General features: G+C 31.0%; 17 protein-coding genes and 2 pseudogenes. 16 read left to right on the top strand and 3 right to left on the bottom strand.

From position 1 onward, the window contains the following. Positions 1-731: 731 nt before the first annotated feature. Both E4T68_RS04535 and E4T68_RS04545 read left to right on the top strand, forming a co-directional pair. Complete coding sequence (locus E4T68_RS04535) at positions 732-1,319, top strand: sugar O-acetyltransferase (RefSeq protein ID WP_135124554.1); 588 nt, start codon at positions 732-734, stop codon at positions 1,317-1,319. Between the two features lie 1,020 nt (positions 1,320-2,339). Beyond that, positions 2,340-2,684 (top strand): annotated as a pseudogene (locus tag E4T68_RS04545) (Cna B-type domain-containing protein). A gap of 423 nt (positions 2,685-3,107) precedes the next feature. Here E4T68_RS04545 and E4T68_RS04555 read toward each other — a convergent pair. Beyond that, positions 3,108-5,270, bottom strand: a complete 2,163-nt coding sequence (locus tag E4T68_RS04555; RefSeq protein WP_135124558.1) for a transglycosylase domain-containing protein — start codon at positions 5,268-5,270, stop codon at positions 3,108-3,110. Between the two features lie 19 nt (positions 5,271-5,289). Next, positions 5,290-5,892, bottom strand: a complete 603-nt coding sequence (gene recU, locus E4T68_RS04560; RefSeq protein WP_135124560.1) for a Holliday junction resolvase RecU — start codon at positions 5,890-5,892, stop codon at positions 5,290-5,292. A gap of 195 nt (positions 5,893-6,087) precedes the next feature. Here recU and rnc point away from each other — a divergent pair, with 195 nt between their 5' ends. The 4 genes from rnc (at position 6,088) to E4T68_RS04580 (ending at position 12,249) form a co-directional block, all read left to right on the top strand. Then, positions 6,088-6,774, top strand: coding sequence for a ribonuclease III (gene rnc, locus E4T68_RS04565; protein ID WP_228099242.1), 687 nt, complete (start codon positions 6,088-6,090; stop codon positions 6,772-6,774). A gap of 3 nt (positions 6,775-6,777) precedes the next feature. Beyond that, complete coding sequence (gene smc, locus E4T68_RS04570; protein WP_135124564.1) at positions 6,778-10,344, top strand: chromosome segregation protein SMC; 3,567 nt, start codon at positions 6,778-6,780, stop codon at positions 10,342-10,344. A gap of 514 nt (positions 10,345-10,858) precedes the next feature. Further along, entirely contained in the window at positions 10,859-11,368 is a 510-nt protein-coding gene (locus tag E4T68_RS04575; RefSeq protein WP_135124565.1) for a DUF1307 domain-containing protein, read from the top strand. 374 nt (positions 11,369-11,742) lie between these two features. Continuing rightward, the gene (locus E4T68_RS04580) at positions 11,743-12,249 is read left to right on the top strand and encodes a hypothetical protein (RefSeq protein ID WP_135124567.1); all 507 of its coding nucleotides are present in this window, start codon (positions 11,743-11,745) and stop codon (positions 12,247-12,249) included. A 357-nt stretch (positions 12,250-12,606) separates the two neighbouring features. Here E4T68_RS04580 and E4T68_RS09990 read toward each other — a convergent pair. Further along, positions 12,607-12,826, bottom strand: a pseudogene (locus E4T68_RS09990) (IS5/IS1182 family transposase); the annotation flags it as partial. Positions 12,827-13,113: 287 nt separating this feature from the next. On the opposite strand from E4T68_RS09990, the gene E4T68_RS04585 reads away from it, so the two are divergent. The 10 genes from E4T68_RS04585 (at position 13,114) to E4T68_RS04635 (ending at position 26,214) form a co-directional block, all read left to right on the top strand. Next, the gene (locus E4T68_RS04585; RefSeq protein WP_167753813.1) at positions 13,114-13,482 is read left to right on the top strand and encodes a DUF1310 family protein; all 369 of its coding nucleotides are present in this window, start codon (positions 13,114-13,116) and stop codon (positions 13,480-13,482) included. A 2-nt stretch (positions 13,483-13,484) separates the two neighbouring features. Next, the gene (locus E4T68_RS04590) at positions 13,485-13,910 is read left to right on the top strand and encodes a hypothetical protein (RefSeq protein ID WP_135124571.1); all 426 of its coding nucleotides are present in this window, start codon (positions 13,485-13,487) and stop codon (positions 13,908-13,910) included. A gap of 62 nt (positions 13,911-13,972) precedes the next feature. After that, complete coding sequence (locus E4T68_RS04595; protein WP_167753814.1) at positions 13,973-14,350, top strand: DUF1310 family protein; 378 nt, start codon at positions 13,973-13,975, stop codon at positions 14,348-14,350. Then, on the top strand, positions 14,340-14,771 hold the full coding sequence (locus E4T68_RS04600; RefSeq protein WP_135124575.1) for a hypothetical protein: 432 nt from the start codon (positions 14,340-14,342) through the stop codon (positions 14,769-14,771). The genes E4T68_RS04595 and E4T68_RS04600 overlap by 11 nt, the downstream gene beginning before the upstream one ends. Positions 14,772-14,833: 62 nt before the next feature. Further along, entirely contained in the window at positions 14,834-15,202 is a 369-nt protein-coding gene (locus tag E4T68_RS04605; protein WP_135124577.1) for a DUF1310 family protein, read from the top strand. Position 15,203: 1 nt separating this feature from the next. After that, positions 15,204-17,612, top strand: coding sequence for an SA1320 family protein (locus E4T68_RS04610; protein ID WP_135124579.1), 2,409 nt, complete (start codon positions 15,204-15,206; stop codon positions 17,610-17,612). 1,836 nt (positions 17,613-19,448) lie between these two features. Continuing rightward, positions 19,449-22,433, top strand: a complete 2,985-nt coding sequence (locus tag E4T68_RS04620) for a type I restriction endonuclease subunit R (RefSeq protein WP_135124583.1) — start codon at positions 19,449-19,451, stop codon at positions 22,431-22,433. Between the two features lie 10 nt (positions 22,434-22,443). Continuing rightward, positions 22,444-24,048 carry a type I restriction-modification system subunit M gene (locus E4T68_RS04625; RefSeq protein ID WP_135124585.1) on the top strand — a complete coding sequence of 535 codons (1,605 nt, stop codon included), beginning with the start codon at positions 22,444-22,446 and terminating at the stop codon, positions 24,046-24,048. Further along, positions 24,042-25,205: a restriction endonuclease subunit S gene (locus tag E4T68_RS09270; RefSeq protein ID WP_167753815.1), complete on the top strand. Its 1,164-nt coding sequence runs from the start codon at positions 24,042-24,044 to the stop codon at positions 25,203-25,205. The genes E4T68_RS04625 and E4T68_RS09270 overlap by 7 nt, the downstream gene beginning before the upstream one ends. 82 nt (positions 25,206-25,287) lie before the next feature. Beyond that, positions 25,288-26,214: a site-specific integrase gene (locus E4T68_RS04635; protein WP_135124587.1), complete on the top strand. Its 927-nt coding sequence runs from the start codon at positions 25,288-25,290 to the stop codon at positions 26,212-26,214. Positions 26,215-26,430: the final 216 nt, after the last annotated feature.

Consider the following 26,430-nt stretch of genomic DNA (forward strand, 5'->3'; position numbering starts at 1 on the left):
GTTTAAATATTTTACATATTTACGAACTCGAGTATTTTTAGTGCAAGAAAAATTATTTAAACCATCTTAATATGGGCTGAAAAGTCTATCAAATCAGTATGCTTATTGTCAAGGCACGCTCACGCTATAAACCTTGACAACTGCATACCGATTCGAAAAGAAACAATTAGCCCTATTAAGAAAAAACAACTTAATATTTGCTGGAATTTTTACTTACCAACATAATTTGACGAAGAGCCCTAATTTATCCTTTATAATAAATAGGGCTGATTGTTTGAATTGATTTTTTAAAACTGCGAGAAATCTTCGTTTATAAACGCTGATTTCTCGTCATTTTTGTTATTTGGATTTTTTATAATATGAAGCAAAAAATGGGTTTACATTTAGACATATTATAAAGCTATTTAATCTGTATTAGGGAATGGGAAAATATACAGTGAAAGCAGATATTTTAGAAATGATTATAAAATAATGATGGTAAGTAGAAGGAATTTAATGGTATTGGATACCATTCATTAAAATGACTTTAATATGTAAATTAATGTATACTATATGTAGGGTAAAATAAATGTACGCAATAGTAAAGGATAGTGTTAATGATATAGAAGTACATACTTTAATGAGAAGGGTAAAATGCTATTTTTATACTTTGCTCAATTAGTATAAAAGATGAAATATTTCGACCCATTACATGTTGATAGAGTATAATAGGAATAAGAAAAGGTGATGAAATGACTGAAAAAGAAAAAATGTTAAACAAAAAATTATATGATGCAAATCATGACAGAGAATTAGCTCAAGAACGTCAAGTTGCTAAAGATTTATGTTTTCAATTTAATCAAACAATGCCTTCTGATGTTATAGCACAACATGCTATTATTCAAAAATTAATTGGAAAAACTCAAGAAAATGTAACATTGACTGCTCCTTTTTGGTGCGATTACGGATATAACATATCATTAGGGAAAAATTTTTATGCTAATCATAATCTTGTTATCTTAGATTGTGCCAAAGTAACATTTGGTGATAATGTATTTATTGCACCACATTGTGGATTTTATACAGCTGGTCATCCCATTGATGTGCAGCGACGCAATCAAGGACTGGAGTATGCATACCCTATTACAGTAGGAAATAATGTATGGATTGGTGCAGGAGTTCATGTTTTACCGGGAGTGACTATTGGAAGTAATGTCGTCATTGGTGCTGGCAGTGTAGTATCTAAAGATATTCCGGACAATAGTGTTGCATTTGGGAATCCTTGTCGTGTTATTCGTCCAATAACAGATGCAGATAAGCAAATATCTTATGATAAATAAACAAAATATAACAAAAATATACACTATTAAAAAATAGTAAAATTTTATAGAAGCTAATAGTTATTCTGAGATTAAAAGCTGAATATAAGGTAAAAAAGAACTAAAAAGTAGATGTTCTTTTTATAGTACTAATTCTTCTCTATTTATTGTGTCTCTGTATAAAAATAATACGGAATTGTTACAGAAAGCGATATTAGAAGTCTTGAAAAAATCAGTGTTTGCGTTACTATATAAGAGGTACTCATCATAGGAGGTAAGAATAATGTAAACAAAAAATTCAGTTTGCAAAATTAGCTCTTATGTGTTTAAGTGCAGCGACTTAGTTTGAACTGTTGAAGCTAAAACATTAACAGATATTATGCCAAATGTTAAATTTTAGGATATAAGGAATGAAGAGTATATTTCTCAATAAGAAGTAGAGGCAACAACTCGAGAAATAGCCTTATTATTAGGGGGAAAATTTGTAAATGAACCAATAAGAGTAATAGTAGGACAGACAGAAGTGGTTAAAACAACTACAAATAAGACCGTTAAAATAGAGGTTCCAATGACTAAAGTGTGACAATAAAGGTGAGGGATGTCCGTAGTAAATTCAGGTACAATTGTACTCAGATAATTAATTTGTAATTGGATAACTACTAACTTTATTACAGAAAAATGATTGGTCTGGAAAATTTACAAACTCAAATAAATACCATGCAGATACTGGGAAAGAAGTTGTCTATATAGTATTAGAAGTGATACAATCAAATCATTACAAGATAAAAGACATTACTGGAAATGTTGTTACTGGATTTACGCTTACAAGTGAGATTAATAAAATGTATACAAAACGTGGGTGGATGGAGATCCAGAGCTTATTCCAATGAATATATATTGTGTAAATACGATGAAAGTTAATGGTAGTAAGCGTCAGAAAAACACATGTGCAATTATATGCAAATGGTATAACTAAAGGAACTCTAGTGACATTAGATGATACAATGCAGTGGAGGTGTACATGGCGAAATTTAAACGAACATGTTAATATGTACAGTTAAAGAAATAAGTAAAATAACAGGATATGCGAGCGTGATTGGTAGTGTAGAGTGTGGTAAGGTGACGATTGTGAACACACATTTATCGGAAATAACACGTATTTCAGGTCAAAAATCATGGCATGATGAACAGAATAAAGTAGTAGTACGTCCAGAAAAAATTCCAGTATGCTTGTATGTAAATGGTATTGAAATGGTATTTTTAGATGTGAATAAGGCAACGTATTAGACGCATACATTTGAACAGTTGCCAGTATATAAAGATACCAAAAAGATTGAGTATACGATAACTGAAGGCAGTATACAATATTATACAGCAAAAATTTAATGGCTATCGTATAGACAATTACTGTAATTTGCCACAGAAAAATGAAACATTACCTAACACACGGGAGGAGGTGACATCTGTTAGTTTAGTATTAGGAGTGATAACTCTAGTAGCTAGTGTGATAGTGCGTTTATGAAACCAAAATAGGTAAATCTGTGAGAATAATGGAATAGACAAAATATTTAAATTGAATACTAAAATAATGGATAATTATTTGTATGGTTTAGTTTATAACAAAAGTCGTATTGGGGTGTAGGGTTGGATAATGGTAGTGTATTTCATAATATCATAAAAATAATGAGATTCTTCTATATCCTATTACTTTACGTTTAGCAAAACGTTTTTAATTCATATATAACAAAAGCACTACATTTCCAAACTAGGAAATGTAGTGCTTTTTATAATGTTGTTTATTAGTTCTATTTAACGTTTAGAAGTTGTCGTAGTTGAATAAGTTGTTGATTTTTCTTCAGTCGTTGAATGCTTAGAAGTTGTTGAACTTTCTTCATCTACTGGTTTTTGTTGTGAAGTTTGAGAAGTTGAGGTTGTTGTCGTAGTTGTTGTGATAACTGGACGATATGTTCCTTTAACATAGACTTCTGAAGCGTATCTTTCTACTGAACTAGGTTGTTTCCAGTCTGGTGTGGTTATATCTTTGGATAAGTATGACATCATTTCTTGATAAATTAATTGTGGATAGCGTGATTCAGCGTAGTTTAAATATCCACCTTCAGATACTGGGCTATCATACCCTACCCATGTTGCAATAGAGTATTTTTGTGTGTAGCCAACAAACCAAGCATCCGGTGCAGCATATTCAACACTTTTACCGCCAGTTGCAATTTCTAACTCACTATCTGTATAGTTAGTTGTTCCAGTCTTTCCAGCATGTGCCAATCCTCTAATTCCAGAAGATGATGCATTAGAACTTCCTGGAATACCTTTTAGAATATCTGTAATAATATATGCCGTAGACTCTTTCATGGCACGTGTGCCTTCGCCAACATAAGTGGCAGTTTCATTGCTACGTGTTACAATTTTATTAATTGTATAAGGTTTATAGTAGGTTCCTCCATTAGCTAAAGCCGAATAAGCAGCACTCATTTGTAATGGGCTGGCAACAAATCCGATAGAGTTAGACTCTACCAATCCGTCAACACCATTATTGGACACTTTAATACCTAATTTAGATAAGAAAGCATAGGCATTATCTAAACCAACTTCACGCAATGTACGTAAAGCAGTAGTATTACGTGAACCTTGTAGAGCCGCACGCATTGTAATATCTCCTTGATATAATTTATCCCAGTTGTATAAAGACATTCCACTAGTGTATTTAATTTCAGAATCAGACATAACAGTTGCCGATGAGTAGTTTAAATATTCAACAGCTGGTCCATAATCAATAATTGGTTTTGCCGTTGAACCAACACTACGTGTTGCACTTGTTGCACGATTTAATCCAAGTTGAACGTTAATATTTCGTCCTCCTGCTAAGGCAACAACAGCACCGTCTTGAGGATTTGTAATGGCAACAGCTGCTTGGATATTATTATCCAGCCATTGAATATAATCTGCTGAATTTAAAACAGAAACTAAATGTTTTTGGGCATCCATATCTAAATTAGTATAAATTTCCAATCCGTCAGTATATGGATCTAAAGTTGTTTTTTCTTTTATTTCTGATAGAACAACTTGAAGATATGAGTCAATAGCTAATTCGTTGGCAGTTTTATCGTTAGAATGGTCGACCATATTTTCTTTAATATCCGTCTTGATTGCTTCATCATACTGTGTTTGAGTAATTTTTTCGTTACTTAGCATGGCTTCCAAAACAGTATCACGTCGTTTACGTGCCTCTTCAGGATAGATATAAGGATCATAAGCAGACGGAGCCTGCACTAAACCTGCTAGTAGAGCAGCTTGTGGAAGTGTTAGTTCGCTTGCTTGTTTACCGTAATAGTATTGAGCAGCAGTTCCAAAACCATAGGTGTTATTTGCTAGATAAACTTTGTTCATATATAAAGCTAAAATATCTTTTTTAGAATATTCTCTTTCTAGTTGCATAGACAACCATGCTTCTTGAATTTTACGTTTAATATTTTGATCTTCTTGTGTTGTAGAAAACACAGATAACTTAATGAGTTGTTGAGTAATTGTACTTCCACCTTGAGCAAGTTTTCCACTACTAATATTAGCAAATAAAGCTCCAGCAATGCGGATTAAGTCTACTCCTTTATGATCGTAAAAACGTCTATCTTCAATAGACAGTAAAGCATCTTCAAGAAGTGAGGGAATAGAATTGGCATCAATTAAAATACGATCGTTTCCACCTAAAGTTGTAATGACATTGCCTTTATTATCGTAAATAGTAGAAGGTAATGTTCCAACTAAATCTTCTCTAGTGACATTTGGTGCATTTGAGATAAAATAGGCGCACACCCCAACAATTGCAATGACAGCAAGTGAGAAAAAGGAAATAAGATAAATAAATAATCTCTTCCAAAGATTTTTTTTCGTTTTTTTAGACGTAGCGTTTTGTTTTCCTTTATTTGTACGTGATAATTGTGTTTTTTGATTAGACATGATAATTCTCCTTAACACATTAAAATTTATTATTTTGTTGAATTAATTTTTCAACAACTCGTAAATATGGAATAATTGGAGCATACTCGATTGGAATTTCATACCCGTATTTTTCAATATAAGACAAAGGGATAGATTTTCTTTTTCCCTCAAGATGTTTTGCACGCCAAAAAGAAATGAACTCTTGAGCTTTAAGGAGAAATACTCTGTTAAGCGTTGAAAATTTAAACAATATGAATGTGATGCCTTCCTGTGATAAGCATTGCTCCATGTGACGCACTTGATGTTCATGAAAATTTATTAATGGAAAAGATGTTTTATGACGTGTTTCTTTTGCCTCAAAATCAATATAGTATCCTTTAAATACACCGTTGTAGTCAGTTGTAGAGGCTTGTCTAAAATAGGCTTCTTTAATCACTGCAGCACTTCGTTTAGGATAATCTACTCTTACAATTTGAACTGGAGTAGGTTTTTTATGAATGACAGCAATATTTTTTTGTAAATAATAGGCATTAGATTGGTTAATCTGTTCTTCAAAGCCCATACCCCTATTGGCATATTGTGTTTTTTGTCCAAGCTGTTTAGAGCTAGGAAATATTCCTGGGGGATAATGAATAGGCATAATCTTCTCCTTTATTAGTACACTATATAGACTATTGATTATTTTTATACTATAAGTAACATGTTATCACAATGCACACAAAACAGTCATGCATTGTCTAACATAGATATTATAACAAAAAAATAGAAATTCGCATACGTTTTTTGTTTTAAAGACAAATATATTGTATAATAAAAAATGATTGGAGGAAAAAAGATGACTATTTCAAGAGAAATAAAGAAACGTTTAGGTATTACATTTCATAATCCATCATTATTACAAAATGCATTCACACATTCATCATACGCTAATGAGCATAGACGATTGAAGTTAGAGCATAATGAGAGATTAGAATTTTTAGGAGATGCTGTTTTAGAAATTATCGTATCAGAATATTTATTTCACAATTTTTTGCAATGGACAGAAGGGAAATTAACACGTTTTAGAGCACAATTAGTGTGTGAACAGACGCTTTCTACTCTTGCAAAGGAATGTGGATTTCATCAACTTATTCTATTGGGGAAAGGGGAAGAAAGTAGTGGAGGTCGTCAAAGACTTTCTTTATTATGTGATGTTTTTGAAGCCTTTATTGGTGCATTATATTTAGATCAAGGATTAACTGTGACAAGAAATTTTGTATTAAGTCAAATTGTGCCTAAAATTGAAGAACAAGAGACATATTTGTTTACAGATTATAAAACATTATTACAAGAGTATTTACAAAAAGATGGTGCTGTATCCATTAAATATACCATTGAAAAAGAAGAGGGGTTGGCTCATGACAAAAGATTTGAAGCAAGTGTGTCTTTAAATGGGAACATTATTGGATACGGTGTAGGGAAGAATAAAAAATCAGCAGAACAATTAGCTGCTAAACAAGCATACGAAAGATTAGGTGAGTAGTTTTTGAATTTAGAAAGAATAGAGATTACCGGATTTAAGTCTTTTGCAGATAAAACGATTGTTGAGTTTGATAAAGGCATCACTGCTGTTGTGGGACCAAATGGAAGTGGTAAAAGTAATTTATCTGAAGCAATTAAATGGGTATTAGGTGAGCAATCAGCAAAAAGTTTACGTGGTAAAAAAATGGACGATATTATTTTTGCAGGCTCTCAAACACGTAAAGCACTAAATGTTGCAGAAGTCACCTTAGTGTTAAATAATGAAGATGGTTTTTTACCATTGGAATTTTCAGAAATTCAAATTACTCGTCGATTGCATCGCAATGGCGAAAGTGAGTGTTTCATTAATAAAAAACCCTGCCGTTTAAAAGATATTGTCAACTTATTAATGGACTCAGGATTAGGAAAAGATTCTTTTTCAATTATTTCTCAAGGTAAAGTAGAAACAATCTTTAATAATCGCCCTGAAGAACGGCGTGTGATGTTTGAAGAAGTTGCTGGGGTTTTGAAATATAAAACAAAAAAAGCAGAAGCATCTCGTAAATTGGCTAAGACACAGGAACATTTAGATCGTGTAGAAGATATTCTTCATGAAATTCATGCTCAATTAGAACCTCTAGCTAAGCAAAAAGAAAAAGCTCTAATTTATCAAGAAAAAAAACAAGAATTAAGTCAGATTGATGTTGCTTTATTGGTTGCTGAAATTGATACGTTAAATGAACAATATCAAGTTACTAAGAAAGAATATCATATATTAACAGAAACGCTTAGCCAAAAAGAAGCTGATCATCAAGATATTGAACAAAAAATAAATGGATTGCATCAGCATGTCACGCACATTGAATCAGACTTGACTAAAAAACAAGCACAATTTGTGCAACTAGTTCAAAAATATGAACAAATTGTTGGGCAATATAAAGTTTTGCGTGAACGCTTAGACTTTTCAAAACGTGATACGGGTCAACAAGACGAGGCACGTTTTAAAAAGGAACAAACAATTCAATCGTTAAAGGAGAGCATTGAACAGTTAAACAAGCAATATGCAGATAAACACTCTGCTATAAAGAGTGCACAAAATTGTTTAAACGAGGAGAAGGAAGAAGAAACCTTTTTATTAACGAGTGGGCAACATGTTATTGAGAAAGAGCGACAAACGTATATTGAATATTTGCAAGAACATTCACGTATAAAAAATGAACTAATAAATGTTGATAAAAATTATCAGACCATTGTTTATCGCCATCAAAAATTACAAGAAGAACAGCAAAAAATGTCCGATGAGATGGCTGAAAATGCTCAAAAATTAGGGAACAGTCAAAAACAGTTAACAAAAATTGAGAAAGACTTGACTGATTTAACACACCGTTATCAGCAAACAGACATTAAGTTACAACAATTAAAAGAAACGTATCAACAAACAGAACGGACGTTGATAGAGCAGCAAAGTGCGTTAAATAAAATTGATGCACGGTATACGAGTTTACAAGAATTAAGTGAAGATTATGCAGGATTTTATCAAGGTGTCAAAGAAATTTTAAAACAAAAAAATCATTTAAGTGGTGTACACGGTGCTGTTGCTGAACTTATTCATGTTCCTAAACAATACACTACAGCGATTGATATTGCACTTGGTGCAAGTATGCAACATATAATTACACATGATGAACAATCTGCACGACAGGCGATTGATTATTTGAAACAAAAACGTTTAGGAAGAGCAACTTTTTTACCTTTAAATGTGATTAAAGCAAGAGCTTTATCCACTCAAGTACGTGCAAGTTTAGCCCAAGAGCAAGGATTTATTGGTGTTGCTAGTGAATTAGTGGAAACAGAGTCTATTTATCAACATGTTGTATCTAATTTATTGGGACAAACATTAGTATCTGAAAATTTACATTATGGTATTGAACTTGCTAAAAAGGTGGATTATCGTTTTCGTATTGTTTCACTAGAGGGAGATATTATTCATGCAGGAGGATCTATGACAGGGGGAGCCACAAAACAGGCAAAAACAACCTCTTTATTATCAAGACAGCATGAATTAGACGAGTTGAAAAAGGAAAAATTACGATTAAAAGATGTGCTTTGTGATTTACAAAATACGATTAAAGAACAAAAACATGTCATTGATGATGTGCAACAAGACCTTATACGCATTCAACAAGAAGGCACACAACAAAGACTACTTGAAAGAGAAGTTCAGCTAGCTTGTCAAAAATTAGAAGAGGCTCAGCAACACTATGAAGCACGATACGCCTTATTAACGGTGGAATTAGATACACATATTAAGCAAAAAGAAGAGTATATCTTTCAGAAATCTTCTCTTTTAGAAAAAGAAAACTTAATGCAGCAAAATATTGTTAAAATTAAGCAGCATATTGACAATATAAATAGTTCTAAAGAAGACAAAGAAAAACAATTAGAGGCTTTACGGAAATCTATTCAAATTAAAACAACTGATTTAGCGGTCTTAAAAGAACAACAAACAGCCATTATGCAACAGTTGAAACAGTCACAAAAACAACTGCAATTTGAAGAAGAAAGTTTAGCAGCTATTTCTTCTCAACTGAAAGAACATTCGCAAACAAAAGAAGAATTAACTGGACTTATCGAGGCTCTCAAAGGTGAACAAGATGCCTGCCAATTTGAAAAAGATACAGTAGAAACACAACTAATTCACATAAAAGAACAGAAAAAAACGATTGAAGCAGAATTGTTTTTAGAAGAAACTAGAGGAAAAGAGTTGCAACAAGCAATTCAAAAATTGTTAAAAGACATTGGAAATTTAGAAACAAAAACTGGACGTTTTGAAGTGAGTATAGACACACATTTAACACGTTTGAGTCAAGATTATGCCTTGACCTATGAAGCAGCTAAAGAATGTGTTAACATAACTATGACAATTCAAGAAGCTAGCCAAAAAGTATCTAGATTAAAACAAGACATTGACCAACTGGGATTGGTCAATTTAGCAGCAATTGAAGAATATGAACTTGTTCATGAACGATTTATCTTTATGAGTAATCAGCAAAGTGATTTGTTACAAGCAAAGGACAATTTAATGGGAACAATGTTAGAAATGGATCAAGAAATGACACGCCGTTTTAAAGAAACATTTTATGCCATTAAACACCAATTTGAGAAAACATTTCCTAAATTATTTGGTGGCGGAAAAGCAACTTTAGAGTTGAGCGATCCTAGTGATTTATTAGAAACAGGAGTGGATATTGTTGCACAACCTCCAGGGAAAAAACTGCAAAATTTAAGTTTGCTTTCAGGTGGAGAAAAAGCATTTACTGCAATAGCATTGTTATTTGCTATACTAGAAGTAAGACCTGTACCATTTTGTTTATTAGATGAAGTTGAGGCAGCATTAGATGAAGCCAATGTTAGTCGGTATGGACGGTATTTAAAAGAATTTATTGATCAAACGCAGTTTATTGTCATAACACATCGTAAAGGAACTATGGAAGAGGCAAATACATTATATGGTGTAACTATGCAAGAATCAGGTGTATCTAAATTGGCATCTGTTCGCTTTGAAGATATTCACCACACAAGTGAAAAATAAGATGAAATGTTATACAAATATAATATGCGTTTAAGCGTTAAATATAAACTAGAATTTTTATAAAATATGGAATATTTTATTTGCAAATCTAATGAATAGAGTATAAAATGTGTAAACTTACAAAAGAATTGATATAAAATCCAAAAGTATAAAAGACTGGATGATATCTTCATTAGAAATGGTGATGTCATGCGGTTTTTTATGTGTCTTGTTGGAGTGGATTTATCAGATTTTTGCAAAGAATATTAGCAATACATTTTAACTTTTGCACTATTTATTTTGTTTATAAAATAGAGTAGATTAAGTGAATTAAATCTGTTTTCACTAAGAGATTTTAATATCTATTTAAAGTTAGTATAATATATATTGTTATGTATAGTCATTAGACAAAACATTAGAATGGTAGGAATTATATTAATTTCTTATTCAGTGTTTACAAATAAATTATAGGAAATATTGTTTTAGAATATATTTTATGCTATAGTTGTATAAACCATTTTGTGTGGAGGATAAAATGAAAAGATATTTGTTTCTATGTATTTTGTTATGTACAATGGGGTGTGTATCAGAAACAAAAAAAGTTGATAAGACAAGTATGTCAACTGAAGAACACGTTAAGAAATTTGGTACGATTTTGTACAAAAATAAAAATACTAATCGTCTGGTATGTGAAGTTCATTATGCAGGTAACAATGTGAAAACAGTAAAATTAATCTCTATTCAAGACGTATCAGATAATTTAACAGATGAACAAAAAGAATTGACGAGGCAGCTAATATTAGGAAATTTATCTAGTAAATTGAGTATTAAAGGTGTTTCAGTTAATGTAGACGTCAGTGATGTTGTTGAAGCGACAATTATGTTTAACCTTACCGAAATGGATTATAATGCGTTAAAAAAGTTATCTAATTTTTCAAATAGTGACAGTGGATATACTATTTTACTAGGGTTATTTGAAAAAGAGATGACAATTGATCAGTTAAATGAAAAACTATATTATTCAGATTTTTTTAGAATTGACTAACATGTCAGACTGTTGATAATATAGTCAAAAAACCAGTAAATTTCTTAAAATTTCAAGAAATTCACTGGTTTTTAAGTTTATATAAAACAATGATATTATAAAAATGTTTATTTTTTTGAGTTTATTTGATTGTTTTATATAAAAATGATAATTATTAGTAAAGGAATTGGCAAAATTTTTATAAACATTTCTAAAAAATTATTTAATAGATAATCTAAAGGATTTTAGTGTTAATTTTATTGGCATTATCGTCAATTTAGTATATAATAAATATATAAATATTAATATATGTAAAACGTTTTTTCTAATATAAGGGAAGGAGAAAACGATTCATTATAAATAATTTGATTTTAAGGGAAAATGGGAGGTCAATTATGAATAAAAAAATAGGACTTATAATAGCAATAGTCACACTATTCATTATTGGTGTAGTGACTTATAAATTAGTAGAACCAAAAGCTGTAACAGTGACATACCAAGATAAGAATAAAATATATCAAGTAACATCTGTTAATAATCATGTTAAAACCATTTCAATAGTGCAACAAGTTGGAAAAAATACATCGGTGGACGATAACATAAATAAAGGATTAACTAGACAAGGAATGATTGACAAATATAAAGATATTTTGGTAATGTTGGCTAAAGAAAAAAATGTATCTGTTCAAGGTATAGACATTGATTTTCAAATGAAAGAATCACAGCATTTCGATTTTATTCTTTCAATCAATCTTGATGACATAACCCATGATATAGATGCTTTAAAAGAGGTTTTAGGTATTACGGAATATCACCCTTTAGCTAAGGTTATAAGAAAAGGTATAACATTTGATGAGGTAGATCGATTTTTTAAAGAGAAGAAGTTAAATAGAATAGATTAGTGTCACTGGAAGATAAATAAAGACTGCGTAATATAGAAAGAAAAAATGTGAGTTAATAGCGGTTTGCATCACAAAATAATCAAAAAACGATTACATTTTATAAAAAATAAAAAATGACCGTCTTGTCATTAAAACAGAGTAATGATCAACTTGATAGAAGATGAGTTGAGCAGTACTCTGTTTTTTTACCAAAGGAACATAATAATTGGATATATTTTATTAATTTCGTTAAATTTATGTTCATTAGCACCAATTTTAAATTATTGTAGATACAGCAAGAACCAATTAGTTTTTTTCATACGCAAACTTGATTGAAAAGTGTTAATCGCTTTATTAAGATACACTGGTATTCTATAACAACCATTTCACAGGAATGACTTCATCACTTATGCATTGAATTTTACGACCAGAATAGATTTGTCTAGAGTAGGCAAAAAGCATCATTTTTAATAGTATAGTTAGGTAAATGCTGAGAGTTCGGTATGTGAAGTATCTTCTAAAAGAATAGTGTGGAAATAGAATCAACACAAAGACTAATTAAATATAAGTCATAATTGATTGGAATATCAAAAGCAATATTTGATGCTAAACTGCTTTGAGTACGATATGCCTGTCATACTTAAAATCAATCCTCGTAAAACGAGGACTGATGTCTTGCTTAGATTATTATCTTGAACGGCATGTGTTAAAAGTCGATTGAACCACCGTGTGCCGAATGGCATACACGGTGGTGTGAGAGGGGATAGAAATTATCCTCTACTCGAGTTTATTTTTTAAGGTTATTTCTCAGATTATTTATTAGTGGAGCATGGTATAATGAGATTGTGATAATTATTTTATTTAAGATAATTTAGGAGAATGCGTATGAAAAAGATACTGGCATTATTAGTCATTGTAGTTTTAGCTATAGGAGGGTGTAATATGATTAAAAATGAACCGACAAAAGAGGAAATGATTGAAGTGTTAAAAAGTAGAGAAGTAGTAGAGGCAATTGAAAGAGCGATACATAATCGTGAGGAAAAGGCTTTAACATCAGAAGGAGTTATTAAGGAGTATGAAATTATTTATAATGGTGCAAAGTGGGAATCTAGAGGTGCTATTGAAGTGAAAATACTAGTAAATAATGATAAAAATTTATATTTTATCTATACAATAAGAAAATTCAATGATAAATATGAGGTTAGTTCTAGTACAAATTCTGAAGTATTAGAGGAATTATTGGGGGAGAAGTAGTAATGATATCATGTACAGATAAGGAACGGCAAGAATTATCAGAAAAACAGTATAAATCATATAAGATTAATTCTCCAGTAAGGCTAAATGAAGAAAAAGATTTAGTAGGCTATGTATCGGAAATAAAAAACAAACTATCTGGAGAAAACACCTATATTGTTACAGATATAAAACTACCAGATACCCCAACAACAGACGATTTGGCTAAGGTAGGACATGTTACTTTATTATACCAAGGCTCACAAGATGTTAGGGATTGGACTTTAAATAATGTGCCAATGGTAGTAAGAATACATGCTCCGGATTTCGTCCCAACTAGACCAACTATTCAACTAAGAGATGCTGCAAAGACTTTACAAGAAACTTTGGATAAGTATCCCAACGCTAATATATCTATTTATGGGCATTCATTGGGGGATATTTGTTAGTGGAGCATGGTATAATGAGATTGTGATAATTATTTTATTTAAGATAGCTTAGGAGAATGCGTATGAAAAAGATACTGGCATTATTAGCCATTGTAGTTTTAGCTATAGGAGGGTGTAGTATGATGAAAAATGAACCAACAAAAGAGGAAATGATTGAAGTGTTACAGAGTAGAGAGGCAATTGATGCAATAGAAGAAGCTATGCGTAACAGAGAGAAAAATGCTTTAACAAATTCTGCTGTAATCAAAGAATATATAATTGATTATAATTCTTTGATTTGGAGTCCTATGGGTGGAATTAAATTATCTATTATTGTTAATAATGATTCTTCTTTAGTTTTATATTATACATTAAATAAACATAATGGGAAATACAAAGTAGGAGGAAGTCATGCTTCAAATGAATTAGATAGTTTGTTGGAGAGTGTATATGGAAAATAGTAGATATAGTGATTATGAACACCAACAAATAGCTGAAAAAGAGTATGATAATTATAATATAGGAAATCGTATTATGATTAATAAAGAAAAAGATTTAGTAGGCTATGTCTCAGAAATAAAAAATAAACTATCTGGAGAAAACACTTATATTGTCACAGATATAAAACTACCAGATACCCCAACAACAGACCATTTAGCTAAAGTAGGACATGTTACTTTATTATATCAAGGTTCACAAGATGTTTGGGATTGGACGTTAAATAATGTGCCAATGGCAGTAAGAATACATGCTCCGGATTTTGTTCCAACTAGACCAACTATTCAACTAAGAGATGCTGCAAAGACTTTACAAGAAACTTTTGATAAGTATCCCAACGCTAATATATCTATTTATGGGCATTCATTGGGGGATATTTATTAGTGGAGCATGGTATAATGAGGTTGTGATAATTATTTTATTTAAGATAACTTAGGAGAATGCGTATGAAAAAAATACTGGCATTATTAGGCATTGTAGTTTTAGCTATAGGAGGATGTAGTATGATTAAAAATGAACCAACAAAAGAGGAAATGATTGAAGTGTTAAAAAGTAGAGAAGCGATAGAAGTTGTAGAAAAATCATTGAAAAATTTAGATGATAAGGCATTAATGGATGGCGGAATTATAAAGTCATATGTAATAGAATACGATACTGTAAAGTGGAATCCAATGGGGGGGATATCATTTAAGATATATATAAATGAAGATTATGATTTATATATTAATGATCTTATCAATAAATATAATGGGAAATTAGAAAATGGAAGTAGTTCCTTATCTTCTAAATTATCAGAATTATTGAAAGGTAAATAAAATGGTTAATAATCAATATACAGATAGAGAGCGGGAATACATTGCAAAACAGCAATATACAAATCATGAACCTGGATCACAAATATTAACTTTAGACAAAGAGCGAAATATTGGCTATGTCTCAGAAATAAAAAACAAACTATCTGGAGAAAACACCTATATTGTTACAGATATAAAACTACCAGATACCCCAACAACAGACGATTTGGCTAAGGTAGGACATGTTACTTTATTATACCAAGGCTCACAAGATGTTAGGGATTGGACTTTAAATAATGTGCCAATGGTAGTAAGAATACATGCTCCGGATTTCGTCCCAACTAGACCAACTATTCAACTAAGAGATGCTGCAAAGACTTTACAAGAAACCTTGGATAAGTATCCCAACGCTAATATATCTATTTATGGTCACTCGTTGGGATCTATGAATGCTCAAAGTGCAATTAGTAGTATTGATGAGAAATATGACCATAGAATTAGTGGAGTATATCTTTACAATGGTCCAAATATTTATAGGACTCTCAATTCCAAACAAAAAGTAAATGCAGAACGATTATATTATAAAATATTCAATTATGTAGATATTAGGGATTTTATAGGACTTAAATATGATAATAACCGTCATGTTGGACAATTGTTCAAAGTTAATTCAGAATACACAGGTAAAGGACTACTCGGATTTATTGCTCAACATAACTGGGGTGGGTATCAATATGATAATGATGGTAATCTTGTTCATGCAAATGGTGAATTAGTATCTCCGGAAACACGTATTAAAAAAATTGATATTAATCAAGATGGAATAGTAGATTTAGTCGTTAATAATATAGATATTCGACCAAGAAATTTATTATCACAAAATGATTATATAACATCTAGTAAAGATATTGTTGTTAATACAGATTTATTAAACACACTAGCAAATAATTTAAGTGTACGGATTCAGGAAGATGTGATACAAATGGCTAAAATTTGTCAATTATGTATTGAAAAGAATCAGAAAGTTAATAATGACTTTGAATTAAGAAAGCAAGAAGTTAGCGAATCAATTAAAGACGTGTTTAAAAGTGCTGGTTTCCCTTCTTTGCTTCATAGTCTAAACAATAGTGTTGATGTGATTATTCAACAAAAATCATTATTAGAAAGAGGTATGGAATACACTGAATTAAGAAATCCATTTTTAAGTCATGAAACCCCAATGGTAAATGGAGATATACTAAATACAACTATCTATAATACACAACTTGCCACATTACGCCATGTATGTGAACCATTGGTTACACAGATTAGGCAAGAAAAAACACATACTATTTCTAATTTTTTTATGGGTGAACAGACTCTGTTAGGTTCTTGGACAATCATAGAATCTGCTACAAAATATTTATTACAAAAGAGTGATGAAATATTTGAAGGAGAGGGATTAAGGCATGGTAAAAAAGACGGTATCAGCGAATCATTGTCTATTGTTTTAGAAATTATCCATAAAAATACAGAGGAATTACATCAAGGATTATTAAATGTTGTTGAACTAACGCAAGGAATAGCAGAACATTTTAAGCAAGCAGACCATTGGTTAGGAACTCAATTGAAAGATGGGCAATTTGTAGGAGAAATGCCTGCTCCTAAAGTACCATCAAATTATATAGCTTATTTAGAAGAAGATGGAATCTTTGATGACGTTAAAGATGTCTTTCAAGCATTTGATCGACAAGTGGAACAAAAGAGTAGGCAATATGCTCGGGAAGTTGCTGCAGTCTATCATGATAGCATAGGCACGTTTGAAAAAGGATTGGAACGTTGGAAAGATTTAGCTATGGATTTAAATAGAGCAATTTCTCAAATAACTATGAATTATAATCAATCCATTCAAGTTAAAGAGAAAACTATTATTCAAAAGCAGGTTGGTGATAAGTTAATAAAAGAAATAACGTTTCCGATAAGGTATTGGGGAAGATTGGAACAATTGTATCCGAGTCATACATTGGATTTGATTAACCAAATAAAAAGTAAAATTATATCTAAAATAGATGTAATTCAACAAGCACTTTGGCAAAGTGATCGTATAAAAAAACAACTCCATCATCTAGAAAATCAATTAAAACCAATAGTAGAAGAAGGCGTATATACCTCATTTGATTTAGAAGAAATTGTACAAGGGCAAAAAACAGTTTTACAATTAGCCAGACGTTTGAGTCAAGAAATTGGACATGTGGCACATGTGATTACAGGAGAAGGTATGGTTTCACAATCTATTGATATGTTAAAGCATAAATTACAGGATACCAAACGATTGATTGACTATTACGCACGATTTGTGGAGGAATGTTTTGGAGATAACGAACACAGTGCAGATGTGAATACTATTTTAGATTCTACTCGATTTAGTTTAAACATACCATTGCCATATTAATTTAAATTAATCTTTTGACTTTATTTAAGTAATATTGCTTAGATAAAGTTTTTTATTTTAGGATAATTTGCTTAGTTTGTAATATGCTGATTCTTAAATTCTCTGAATGTGTCCTATATGTATTAGGAGGATAAAAAATTATGATAATCACCAAAATTGAAGGACTAAAAAATTTAAAACATGAGAATGTCACGTATAATCAAAAGGATATGAAAGATGATATAACGTATATATTGGTATAAAAATAGTGTATAAAATGCTTGATAATGGATTAATCATATTGAAGGAAAGAGGAGATATTATTGCTAGAATCAGTGATTAGGTTATTACAAATTACTTGATAAATAGTGAGTATTACGGAAATATATCCCTAACAAAAATGAAGATGTGGATTAAAAAATGTGAATGTTATTATCAAGATACCATATAAAAATTGAAAATTATGTGTAGCTATTTATATGAGAGTATTTACACTGTCATCTAAACAACTGGTAAGTTTATAAGCTCAAACGGAACACTATCAAAGTTATATAGAAAGGTATTGGTAGGTGCTTATTCTGATGCAAGTGTGAGTGGTACACATCCGAAAAAATGACATGGATTAAATCAATTGATATAGTTTTTGAGAAAGGTTTAGTTAAATTTATTGTCAAAAAATCTATTAGTTGATTTGCAAGAAATCCATAAGATTGCTTACAGATCGCTAGAAAATTATTGACGTATGATGTGCCAATTATATTTGAGAAAGAAAATATATGTACTGATGATATGGAGAGTGAATTAATATTATCTATCCTAGAGAAATCAGCAGTATCGTAATCTAGGAATATAAAAAAATGAAAGATGAGATATGCAGAAAAGATTTAAAAATGGAATTTATATTATTTTATGCTCACTTTATGATTGATTAAATTATGAGGAAAAATTTGTAGAAATAACTAATCTGATATCGTTATAGATGATTACTGAGGAGATAAATCAAAATTTTGTAAAAGAGCTTGACAACAGGTGGATAATTATCAGATATAATCAACATTTTTATGAGTATACTCTATTTCTCTGCAAAGAGTATTATACAGAATTACTTCATTTACCTTCTTTAAACAAGTTAAAATTAAAAAATGTCATTTATTATTGAATTAGTATGTCATATTTTTGGTGATGAAAAAATGAATTATGAATTGTTGGGTGTGCTAGGTACATATTCGTTAGCGTTTACTTCTAAGAAATCAAGGTGATATTGAAATTTATAGACCTAACTTTAAATAATCTGTTTGCTGGTATCAAATAGACAGTGACAAAATCTGACAATTTATTATTGAATTAAATAGTATAAGAAGCAAATTGATTATAAATTCTAGAAAATTTATAGTAATTATTTGAACTACAGTTCGACATACATTGTGGTTTTTTATAGCTTTTCTAAAATGAAAATTAAAAAAGGATATTTCTATTATATGGGGGATGTTTTTATAAAATTGCTATGACATAAAAAGATAAAGAGTATGGATAAATTTATTTAATTTTACAATTTAATATTCAAACATAGCTGTATGTTCAATTTATGCAGAATACATAACCTTATTGACTAAAAGATAAGAGATATACAGTAAATATGTTGATGAATAAAGGATTTTTGAGTTTTTGTAAAAAGTTTTTGTATGATAACACATCAGGGGGAGTAAAAAATAATGGTGAACTGATAATATGGTCAATTGAATGTAGAGTTAACAGAGCTGTTGTTAAAGAATGGAATTAGTAGGTATAATTGAAGAAAATAGACTTGACGTGTTATAATAGATTTACGATGTATTACAGCGTAAGTGAGGATAACAGATGAGAAGACAGTTTACAAGTGAAGCGGATATTGAGAATCAATTAATACAACAACTCATTAGGGGGGAAAGTCAGTGGGTTTATCGTGAAGATTTAAAAAGTGAAGAGAGTCTGTGGAAGAACTTTTTTGAAAAATTAGAGAGTAATAATACGGCGACTTTAAATGATGTGCCTTTGACAGCACAAGAAAAGGAACAGATTAAAAATCAGTTGAATTTTAACAGTTATTATGACGCTGCCAAATGGCTTGTTGGGGAGAATGGCATTGCAAAGGTTGAAGTCCAACGTGAAAATGTTACTTTAGGAAAAATAAGACTTGAAGTGCTTTGGCGTTTACATATTGCAGGTGGTAAATCAAGCTATGAAGTGGTCAATCAAGTAGCGATTTCAAGAGCAACACAACTTGACAAAGACCGTCGATTTGATGTGACATTACTGATTAATGGATTGCCTATGATTCATATTGAATTAAAAAATCGATCGGAAGGGTTTAGAGCAGCTTTTAATCAGATAAAAAAATATGATGCACAAGGAGTATTTCGAGGGATTTTTTCAACAGTTCAAATGTTTGTTGTGTCGAATGCTAGTGAAACGAGATATATTGCAGCAACAAAATCACCGAAAATTAAAGAACAATTTTTGACAATGTGGGTTGATAAAAATAATCATGCAGTGACTGAATTAAATGAGTTTGCTAATCAAGTACTTTCTATTCCACGTGCTCACCAAATGGTCATGCAGTATTCAGTTCTTGATAATGAGAAAAAATCGTTAATTTTATTACGTCCGTATCAAATTCATGCAATTGAAGCAGTTAAAGAAGCTAGTAAACATCAAAAGTCAGGTTATGTTTGGCATACAACAGGATCGGGGAAAACCTTAACATCTTATAAAGTAGCAGGAAATCTGTTGCAAATTCCAGCTATTCAAAAAACAATTTTTATTGTCGATAGATTAGATTTAGATGAGCAAACAACGTCTAGCTTTTTATCGTATGCAGAAAATGATGTGATAGATATTGATGAAACTGATAATACAGATCGGTTAGTGAAACGTTTGTATAGTCTTGATAAGCGAATTGTTGTTACAACAATTCAAAAAATAACTACTATGATGAATAAATTTGAAGATGGTAAATATGCTAAAGAACAATTAAAAATAAAATCTTTAAATTTAGCATTTGTTGTAGATGAATGTCATCGTGCCGTTTCTCCTGAACGTCAACGTATTATGCAACGCTTCTTTAGTCATTCTTTGTGGTATGGATTTACAGGAACACCTATTTTTAAAGAAAATAAACGTCAACAAAAAGGGGATTTGGCACAAACAACTGAGGAACAGTATGGAGAAAGATTGCACCAATATACTGTTAAAGAAGCCATTCATGATAAGGCAGTATTAGGATTTCAACCAGAATATAAAACAACAATTATGGATATACCAGAAGATAAAATTCCTGATGCAGCTTATGAAGCAGAAGATCATATGTTAGAGGTTATTGATTCTATTGTTAATTATTCGGCTAGAAAACTTGGGTTTCAAAACGGTGTAGGGTTAACGTATGATGCAATTTTAACAGTTAAAAGTATTGCGATTGCTCAAAAATATTATGATTTATTCCAAAAAGTTAAAAACGGTGAGACAAGGATAAAAATTAGTGAAAAAATCAAGCGAGTTTTACCTGATTTTCCTAAAGTTGCTATTACGTATTCGGTTAGTGAAAATGAAGAATCTAGTAAAGATAATCAAGAACATATGAAAAAAGCGATTGCTAACTATAATAAAGAATTTAATCAGAATTACTCACTAAGTAATCTTCGTGGCTACAATAATGATATAAACGAACGTTTAGCGCGTAAAAAAGAAAGATTTCACAAACGAGATGAACAATTAGATTTGGTAATTGTTGTCAACCGCTTATTGACAGGGTTTGATGCACCGTGTTTATCAACATTATTTATTGATAGAGCACCGATGAAACCACAGGAACTCATTCAAGCATTTAGTCGAACGAATCGCTTATTTGATTCTGTCAAAAAATATGGACAAATTGTAACATTCCAAAAGCCAGAAACTTTTAAACAAGCAGTTGACGAGGCGTTACGCTTGTATTCTAATGGTGGAGAGAATAGTGTATTAGCACCTGATTGGGTAACTGAAAGAGCTAATTTTGATGAAAAATTATTCAAATTAAGACAAATAGCACCGACACCAGATGATACGCCATTGTTAACATCAGAAGACAATGAATTAAAACGATTCGCAAAAGCTTATCAGGAATTTGACCGTTTATTTGCTTCTATTCAAGTTTATTCTGAATATAATGAAAAAGATGTTTTAATAGATGTTAAATTAACGATTGAAGATATAGAGAATTATGCAGGAAAATATCAAAATGTGATTACTGAGTTGAAACAACGCCAAGCAGTTGGAAAAGATGATGGCGATGATCTTGTTGATATATTTTATGAACTTGCCTCTATACATACAGATGAGATTAATTATAATTACATTTTGATGTTGATTCAGTCTATTATTTCAGAACAGGAACTAGGAACTACTTCAAAAGATATTGATGAGATTAATCAATTTATTATGGAACTCGGTAAAAATAATAGTAGCTTAGCTGAATTAATCGACGGGCTATGGCAGAATATACAGAAAAATCCAAAAGTGTATGAAGGACAAACAGTTTCTTATTTATTGGATACAGCTATTGACTACAAAGTAGATTCTATTGTACAAGAAGTTTCACAGGAATGGCATATTGGATATGATGAATTAAGGTATGTAGTAGAAAATTATCGTTCTGGTGCTGAAAAACAACTAGGTGAACAAGAACTTATTGAGTCACAAGATTATACACAGTATAAAGAAACTCATGGAGAACAGGCACTTGGTATTTTTAAATATAAAAATGAATTTAGAAAAGCCTATATGGAAACGATTGAACAAAAAATACAACCATTACTAAATAAAAGATAGGAAGAAAAATATGTCTAACCAAACGTCAAATATATCGTCAGCATTATATCAAGCACTATGGAATAGTGCAGATATTTTGCGTTCAAAAATGGATGCTAATGAATACAAGTCTTACTTATTAGGAATTATTTTTTACAAATATTTATCAGATAAATTATTAAATTACGTAGCTAAAATAGATGGTAAACATACAGATGATTTAACTGTTGCTCAAGAAATATACGTTCGTTATTATGATGATGAAGATGCAAGAGATGACTTATACAAAGTGTTAATAACAGAAGTTGGTTATATCATTGAGCCAGCATTGACGTTCACTCATTTAGTGAATCAAGTTAATATTAATGAATTTCAATTGGAATCATTAGCTCAAGGGTTTCGTAATATTGAGCAGTCTCATGAAAGATTTGAAAATTTATTTGAAGATATTGATTTGTACTCTAAAAAATTAGGATCAACACCGAAAAAACAAAATCAAACAATTTCTGAAATTATGAAAGAGTTAGCACAGTTAAATATTGTCAATCATCAAGGTGATGTTTTGGGCGATGCTTACGAATATTTAATCCGTCAGTTTGCTAGTGATTCAGGGAAAAATGCAGGAGAGTTTTATACCCCACAGTCTGTTGCCAAATTAATGACGCAAATTGTACTTTATGGGCGTGAAAATCAAAAAGGATTTACGGTTTATGATGCAACTATGGGTTCAGGATCATTGCTTTTAAACGCTAAAAAATACAGTAATCAACCCGGTACTATAGTTTATTATGGGCAAGAACTTAATACGTCAACTTATAATTTAGCTCGCATGAACATGGTTTTGCACGGTGTACCGATTGAAAATCAAAAATTGCATAATGCTGATACATTAGATCAAGATTGGCCAACCGAAGAGCCAACCAACTTTGATGCTGTTCTCATGAATCCACCATATTCTGCAAAATGGTCAGCAAATGCAGGTTTTCTACAAGATTCAAGATTTTCTAGTTTTGGCGTGTTAGCACCAAAATCTAAAGCCGACTTTGCCTTTTTATTGCATGGTTATTATCATTTAAAACAAACAAATGGAGTTATGGCAATTGTTCTACCGCATGGTGTGCTGTTTAGAGGGAATGCGGAAGGCAAAATTCGTAAAAAACTTCTGGAGGACGGGGCAATCGATACAGTTATTGGGCTACCAGCTAATATTTTTTATAACACCAGTATTCCAACTACGGTTATTATTCTTAAAAAGGATAGAACAAATCGTGATGTGCTGTTTATTGATGCGTCAAAGGATTTTGTAAAGAATAAAAAGCAAAATGATATGAACGATGAGCATATCAATAAAATTCTACAAGCCTATATTAACCGCCAAGATATAGAAAAGTATGCACATGTAGCTAGCTTTGAAGAAATTAAAGAGAATGACTATAACTTGAATATTCCACGTTATGTAGATACATTCGAAGAAGAAGAACCGATTGATATTGTGGCATTAAGCAAAGAAATTGTTAGTTTAAACCAAGAAATTAAAGAGACTGAAGCACAATTTTTAGCTATGCTGGACGAATTAGCGGTGACTGATGATACAAAAGATTTGATTCAAGCAACAAGAGAGGTGTTTAAATGGTAGAACAAAAAAGAGCACCAAAACTGCGTTTTAAGGGGTTTTCTGACGCTTGGGAACAGCGTAAGTTGGGGGATATCGCAAAATTTAGCAAAGGAAGTGGCTATTCAAAATCTGATTTACAAAAGTCAGGACATCCAATTATTTTATACGGTAGAATGTATACTCAATATGAAACAGTAATATCAAATGTTGATACGTATGTAAAGTTACGTGATAAGTCCGTTTTAAGTGAAGGTAATGAGGTGATTGTTCCGTCATCAGGAGAAAGTGCAGAAGAGATTTCTAGGGCTTCGGCAGTAAAACAGCAAGGAATAATCCTAGGCGGAGATTTAAATATTATTAAACCGTTAGCAAATCTTAATTCTTCGTTCTTAGCATTAATTTTGTCAAGTGGCTCTCACCAAAAAGAACTTTCAAAAAGAGCTCAAGGAAAATCTGTGGTACATTTGCATAATTCAGATTTAAAACAAATCATTCTAAAACTGTCTTCTGTTCAGGAACAAATCATTATTAGTAATTTTTTCCAAACTTTAGACCACCTTATCACCCTTCATCAGCGTAAGTTGGATCTACTAAAACAATTAAAAAAGGCGTATTTACAAGTAATGTTTCCAGCTAAAGACGAGAAAATACCTAAAGTTAGATTTGCTAATTTTGAGGGAGAGTGGGAACTTCATTCATTAGGTAATTTTTGCCAATATACATCCTCTCCAATAACTATAAAAGACATTAAAGATGATGGATTACATGATTTATATGACGCTAATACCTGCATTGGAAAAACAAATAAAGCATATATGCAAGAAGACTACATAACTATTATTAAAGACGGAGCAGGTGTTGGAAGAATTAGAGTGTTACCAAAAGGGACGGCTTTTTTATCTACAATGGGAGCATTGACTCCTAAAAACAGTAATTTATTTTTTTTATTAAACTTGCTAAAAAAAGCTGATTTAGGAAAAGGTTGCATTGGTTCTACCATTCCACACATATATTTTAAAGACTATTCAAAAAATAAATATTTTATACCATCACAAGATGAACAGGGACAAATTGGACTATTATTTCAAAAAGTAGATACTCTTATCAAAAAACAACAAAAAAAAATAGAGAAACTAAATTCACTGAAAAAAGCATACTTAAAAAATATGTTTATTTAGGTTTACTAAAAATTTTTATTTTCTCCACTATAATATTTTTGGGAGTATATACCCAAATAAATATTATAGTGGAGGTTTTTTTATGGTTAGAAATCGTAAAAATCAATTATTTTCAGAATATTTTTCTGAATGGATTGAGTTATATAAAGAAGGTGCTGTACGTCAAGTTACATTGAATAAGTATTATGTTACTCAGCAATATATTGAAAAGTTAGCTCCATTTGTTCGTATCGGAGAATTAAATAGGCGTATTTATCAAAAGTTGTTAAATGATTATGCTCAAACGCATGAAAGACAAACTACTATGGATTTTCATCATCAATTAAAAAGTGCTATTTTAGATGCTGTAGAAGACGGTCTATTAAAAGAAAACCCGACACGGAAAGTCATTATAAAAGGAAAAGTTCCTGCTAAAAAGCGACCAAAATTTTTAAATCATGGTGATGTTCAATTGCTCATTAAACAATTAAATTTAGGAACGGAATTAAATTGGGATTGGTTTATTTTGCTGATTATTAAGACTGGACTTCGTTTTTCAGAGGCACTGGCTATAACGCCGGATGATTTTGATTTTAATGCTCAAAAATTAACTATTAATAAAACGTGGAATTATAAATCTACATGTGGTGGATTTCAATTAACTAAAAATGAATCGTCTAATCGCAAAATACAATTAGATTGGCAGACAGCCTTTCAATTTTCTCAGCTTATTAGAGGAAAAAATGAGAATAGACCTATTTTTGTGTCTAAACGTGTCTTCAATTCTACAATCAATAATCATCTTCAACAGTTGTGTGAAAGAGCTGGGATACCACAAATTTCCATTCACGGATTAAGACATACACATGCCTCATTACTTTTATTTGCGGATGTGTCGATTGCCTCTGTTGCAAAACGGTTAGGACATTCAAATATTTCTACAACTCAAGAAACGTATATTCATATTATTAAAGAGTTGGAGAACCAAGACGGTGATAAAATTATGAAACATTTAGCTACATTAGTCTAATCGTATTGAAAGGCTTGAAGTCACTTAAAGTGTAACATCAAGCCTTTTTATTATATGAACATTTGTTGAAGATATATTGTTTTGAGTTTTATCAATCGAATGTGATAATGTCTTAAAGTAATCGAATGACAAAATGTCCCAAAATGATAAACTAGAGATATGAAAAGGATAGAATTAACAGTGAATGAAATAAAAAAATATAACGTCATCAAAGCC

Source organism: Granulicatella sp. WM01, from assembly GCF_004570605.1.
In the GTDB taxonomy this organism is placed as follows: Bacteria; Bacillota; Bacilli; order Lactobacillales; family Aerococcaceae; genus WM01.

Coding starts and splice junctions, on each gene's coding strand:
- E4T68_RS04535 (WP_135124554.1), top strand. CDS start 732: ATGACTGAAAAAGAAAAAATGTTAAACAAAAAATTATATGATGCAAAT.
- E4T68_RS04555 (WP_135124558.1), bottom strand. CDS start 5,270: ATGTCTAATCAAAAAACACAATTATCACGTACAAATAAAGGAAAACAA.
- recU (WP_135124560.1), bottom strand. CDS start 5,892: ATGCCTATTCATTATCCCCCAGGAATATTTCCTAGCTCTAAACAGCTT.
- rnc (WP_228099242.1), top strand. CDS start 6,088: ATGACTATTTCAAGAGAAATAAAGAAACGTTTAGGTATTACATTTCAT.
- E4T68_RS04575 (WP_135124565.1), top strand. CDS start 10,859: ATGAAAAGATATTTGTTTCTATGTATTTTGTTATGTACAATGGGGTGT.
- E4T68_RS04580 (WP_135124567.1), top strand. CDS start 11,743: ATGAATAAAAAAATAGGACTTATAATAGCAATAGTCACACTATTCATT.
- E4T68_RS04585 (WP_167753813.1), top strand. CDS start 13,114: ATGAAAAAGATACTGGCATTATTAGTCATTGTAGTTTTAGCTATAGGA.
- E4T68_RS04590 (WP_135124571.1), top strand. CDS start 13,485: ATGATATCATGTACAGATAAGGAACGGCAAGAATTATCAGAAAAACAG.
- E4T68_RS04595 (WP_167753814.1), top strand. CDS start 13,973: ATGAAAAAGATACTGGCATTATTAGCCATTGTAGTTTTAGCTATAGGA.
- E4T68_RS04600 (WP_135124575.1), top strand. CDS start 14,340: ATGGAAAATAGTAGATATAGTGATTATGAACACCAACAAATAGCTGAA.
- E4T68_RS04605 (WP_135124577.1), top strand. CDS start 14,834: ATGAAAAAAATACTGGCATTATTAGGCATTGTAGTTTTAGCTATAGGA.
- E4T68_RS04610 (WP_135124579.1), top strand. CDS start 15,204: ATGGTTAATAATCAATATACAGATAGAGAGCGGGAATACATTGCAAAA.
- E4T68_RS04620 (WP_135124583.1), top strand. CDS start 19,449: ATGAGAAGACAGTTTACAAGTGAAGCGGATATTGAGAATCAATTAATA.
- E4T68_RS04625 (WP_135124585.1), top strand. CDS start 22,444: ATGTCTAACCAAACGTCAAATATATCGTCAGCATTATATCAAGCACTA.
- E4T68_RS09270 (WP_167753815.1), top strand. CDS start 24,042: ATGGTAGAACAAAAAAGAGCACCAAAACTGCGTTTTAAGGGGTTTTCT.
- E4T68_RS04635 (WP_135124587.1), top strand. CDS start 25,288: ATGGTTAGAAATCGTAAAAATCAATTATTTTCAGAATATTTTTCTGAA.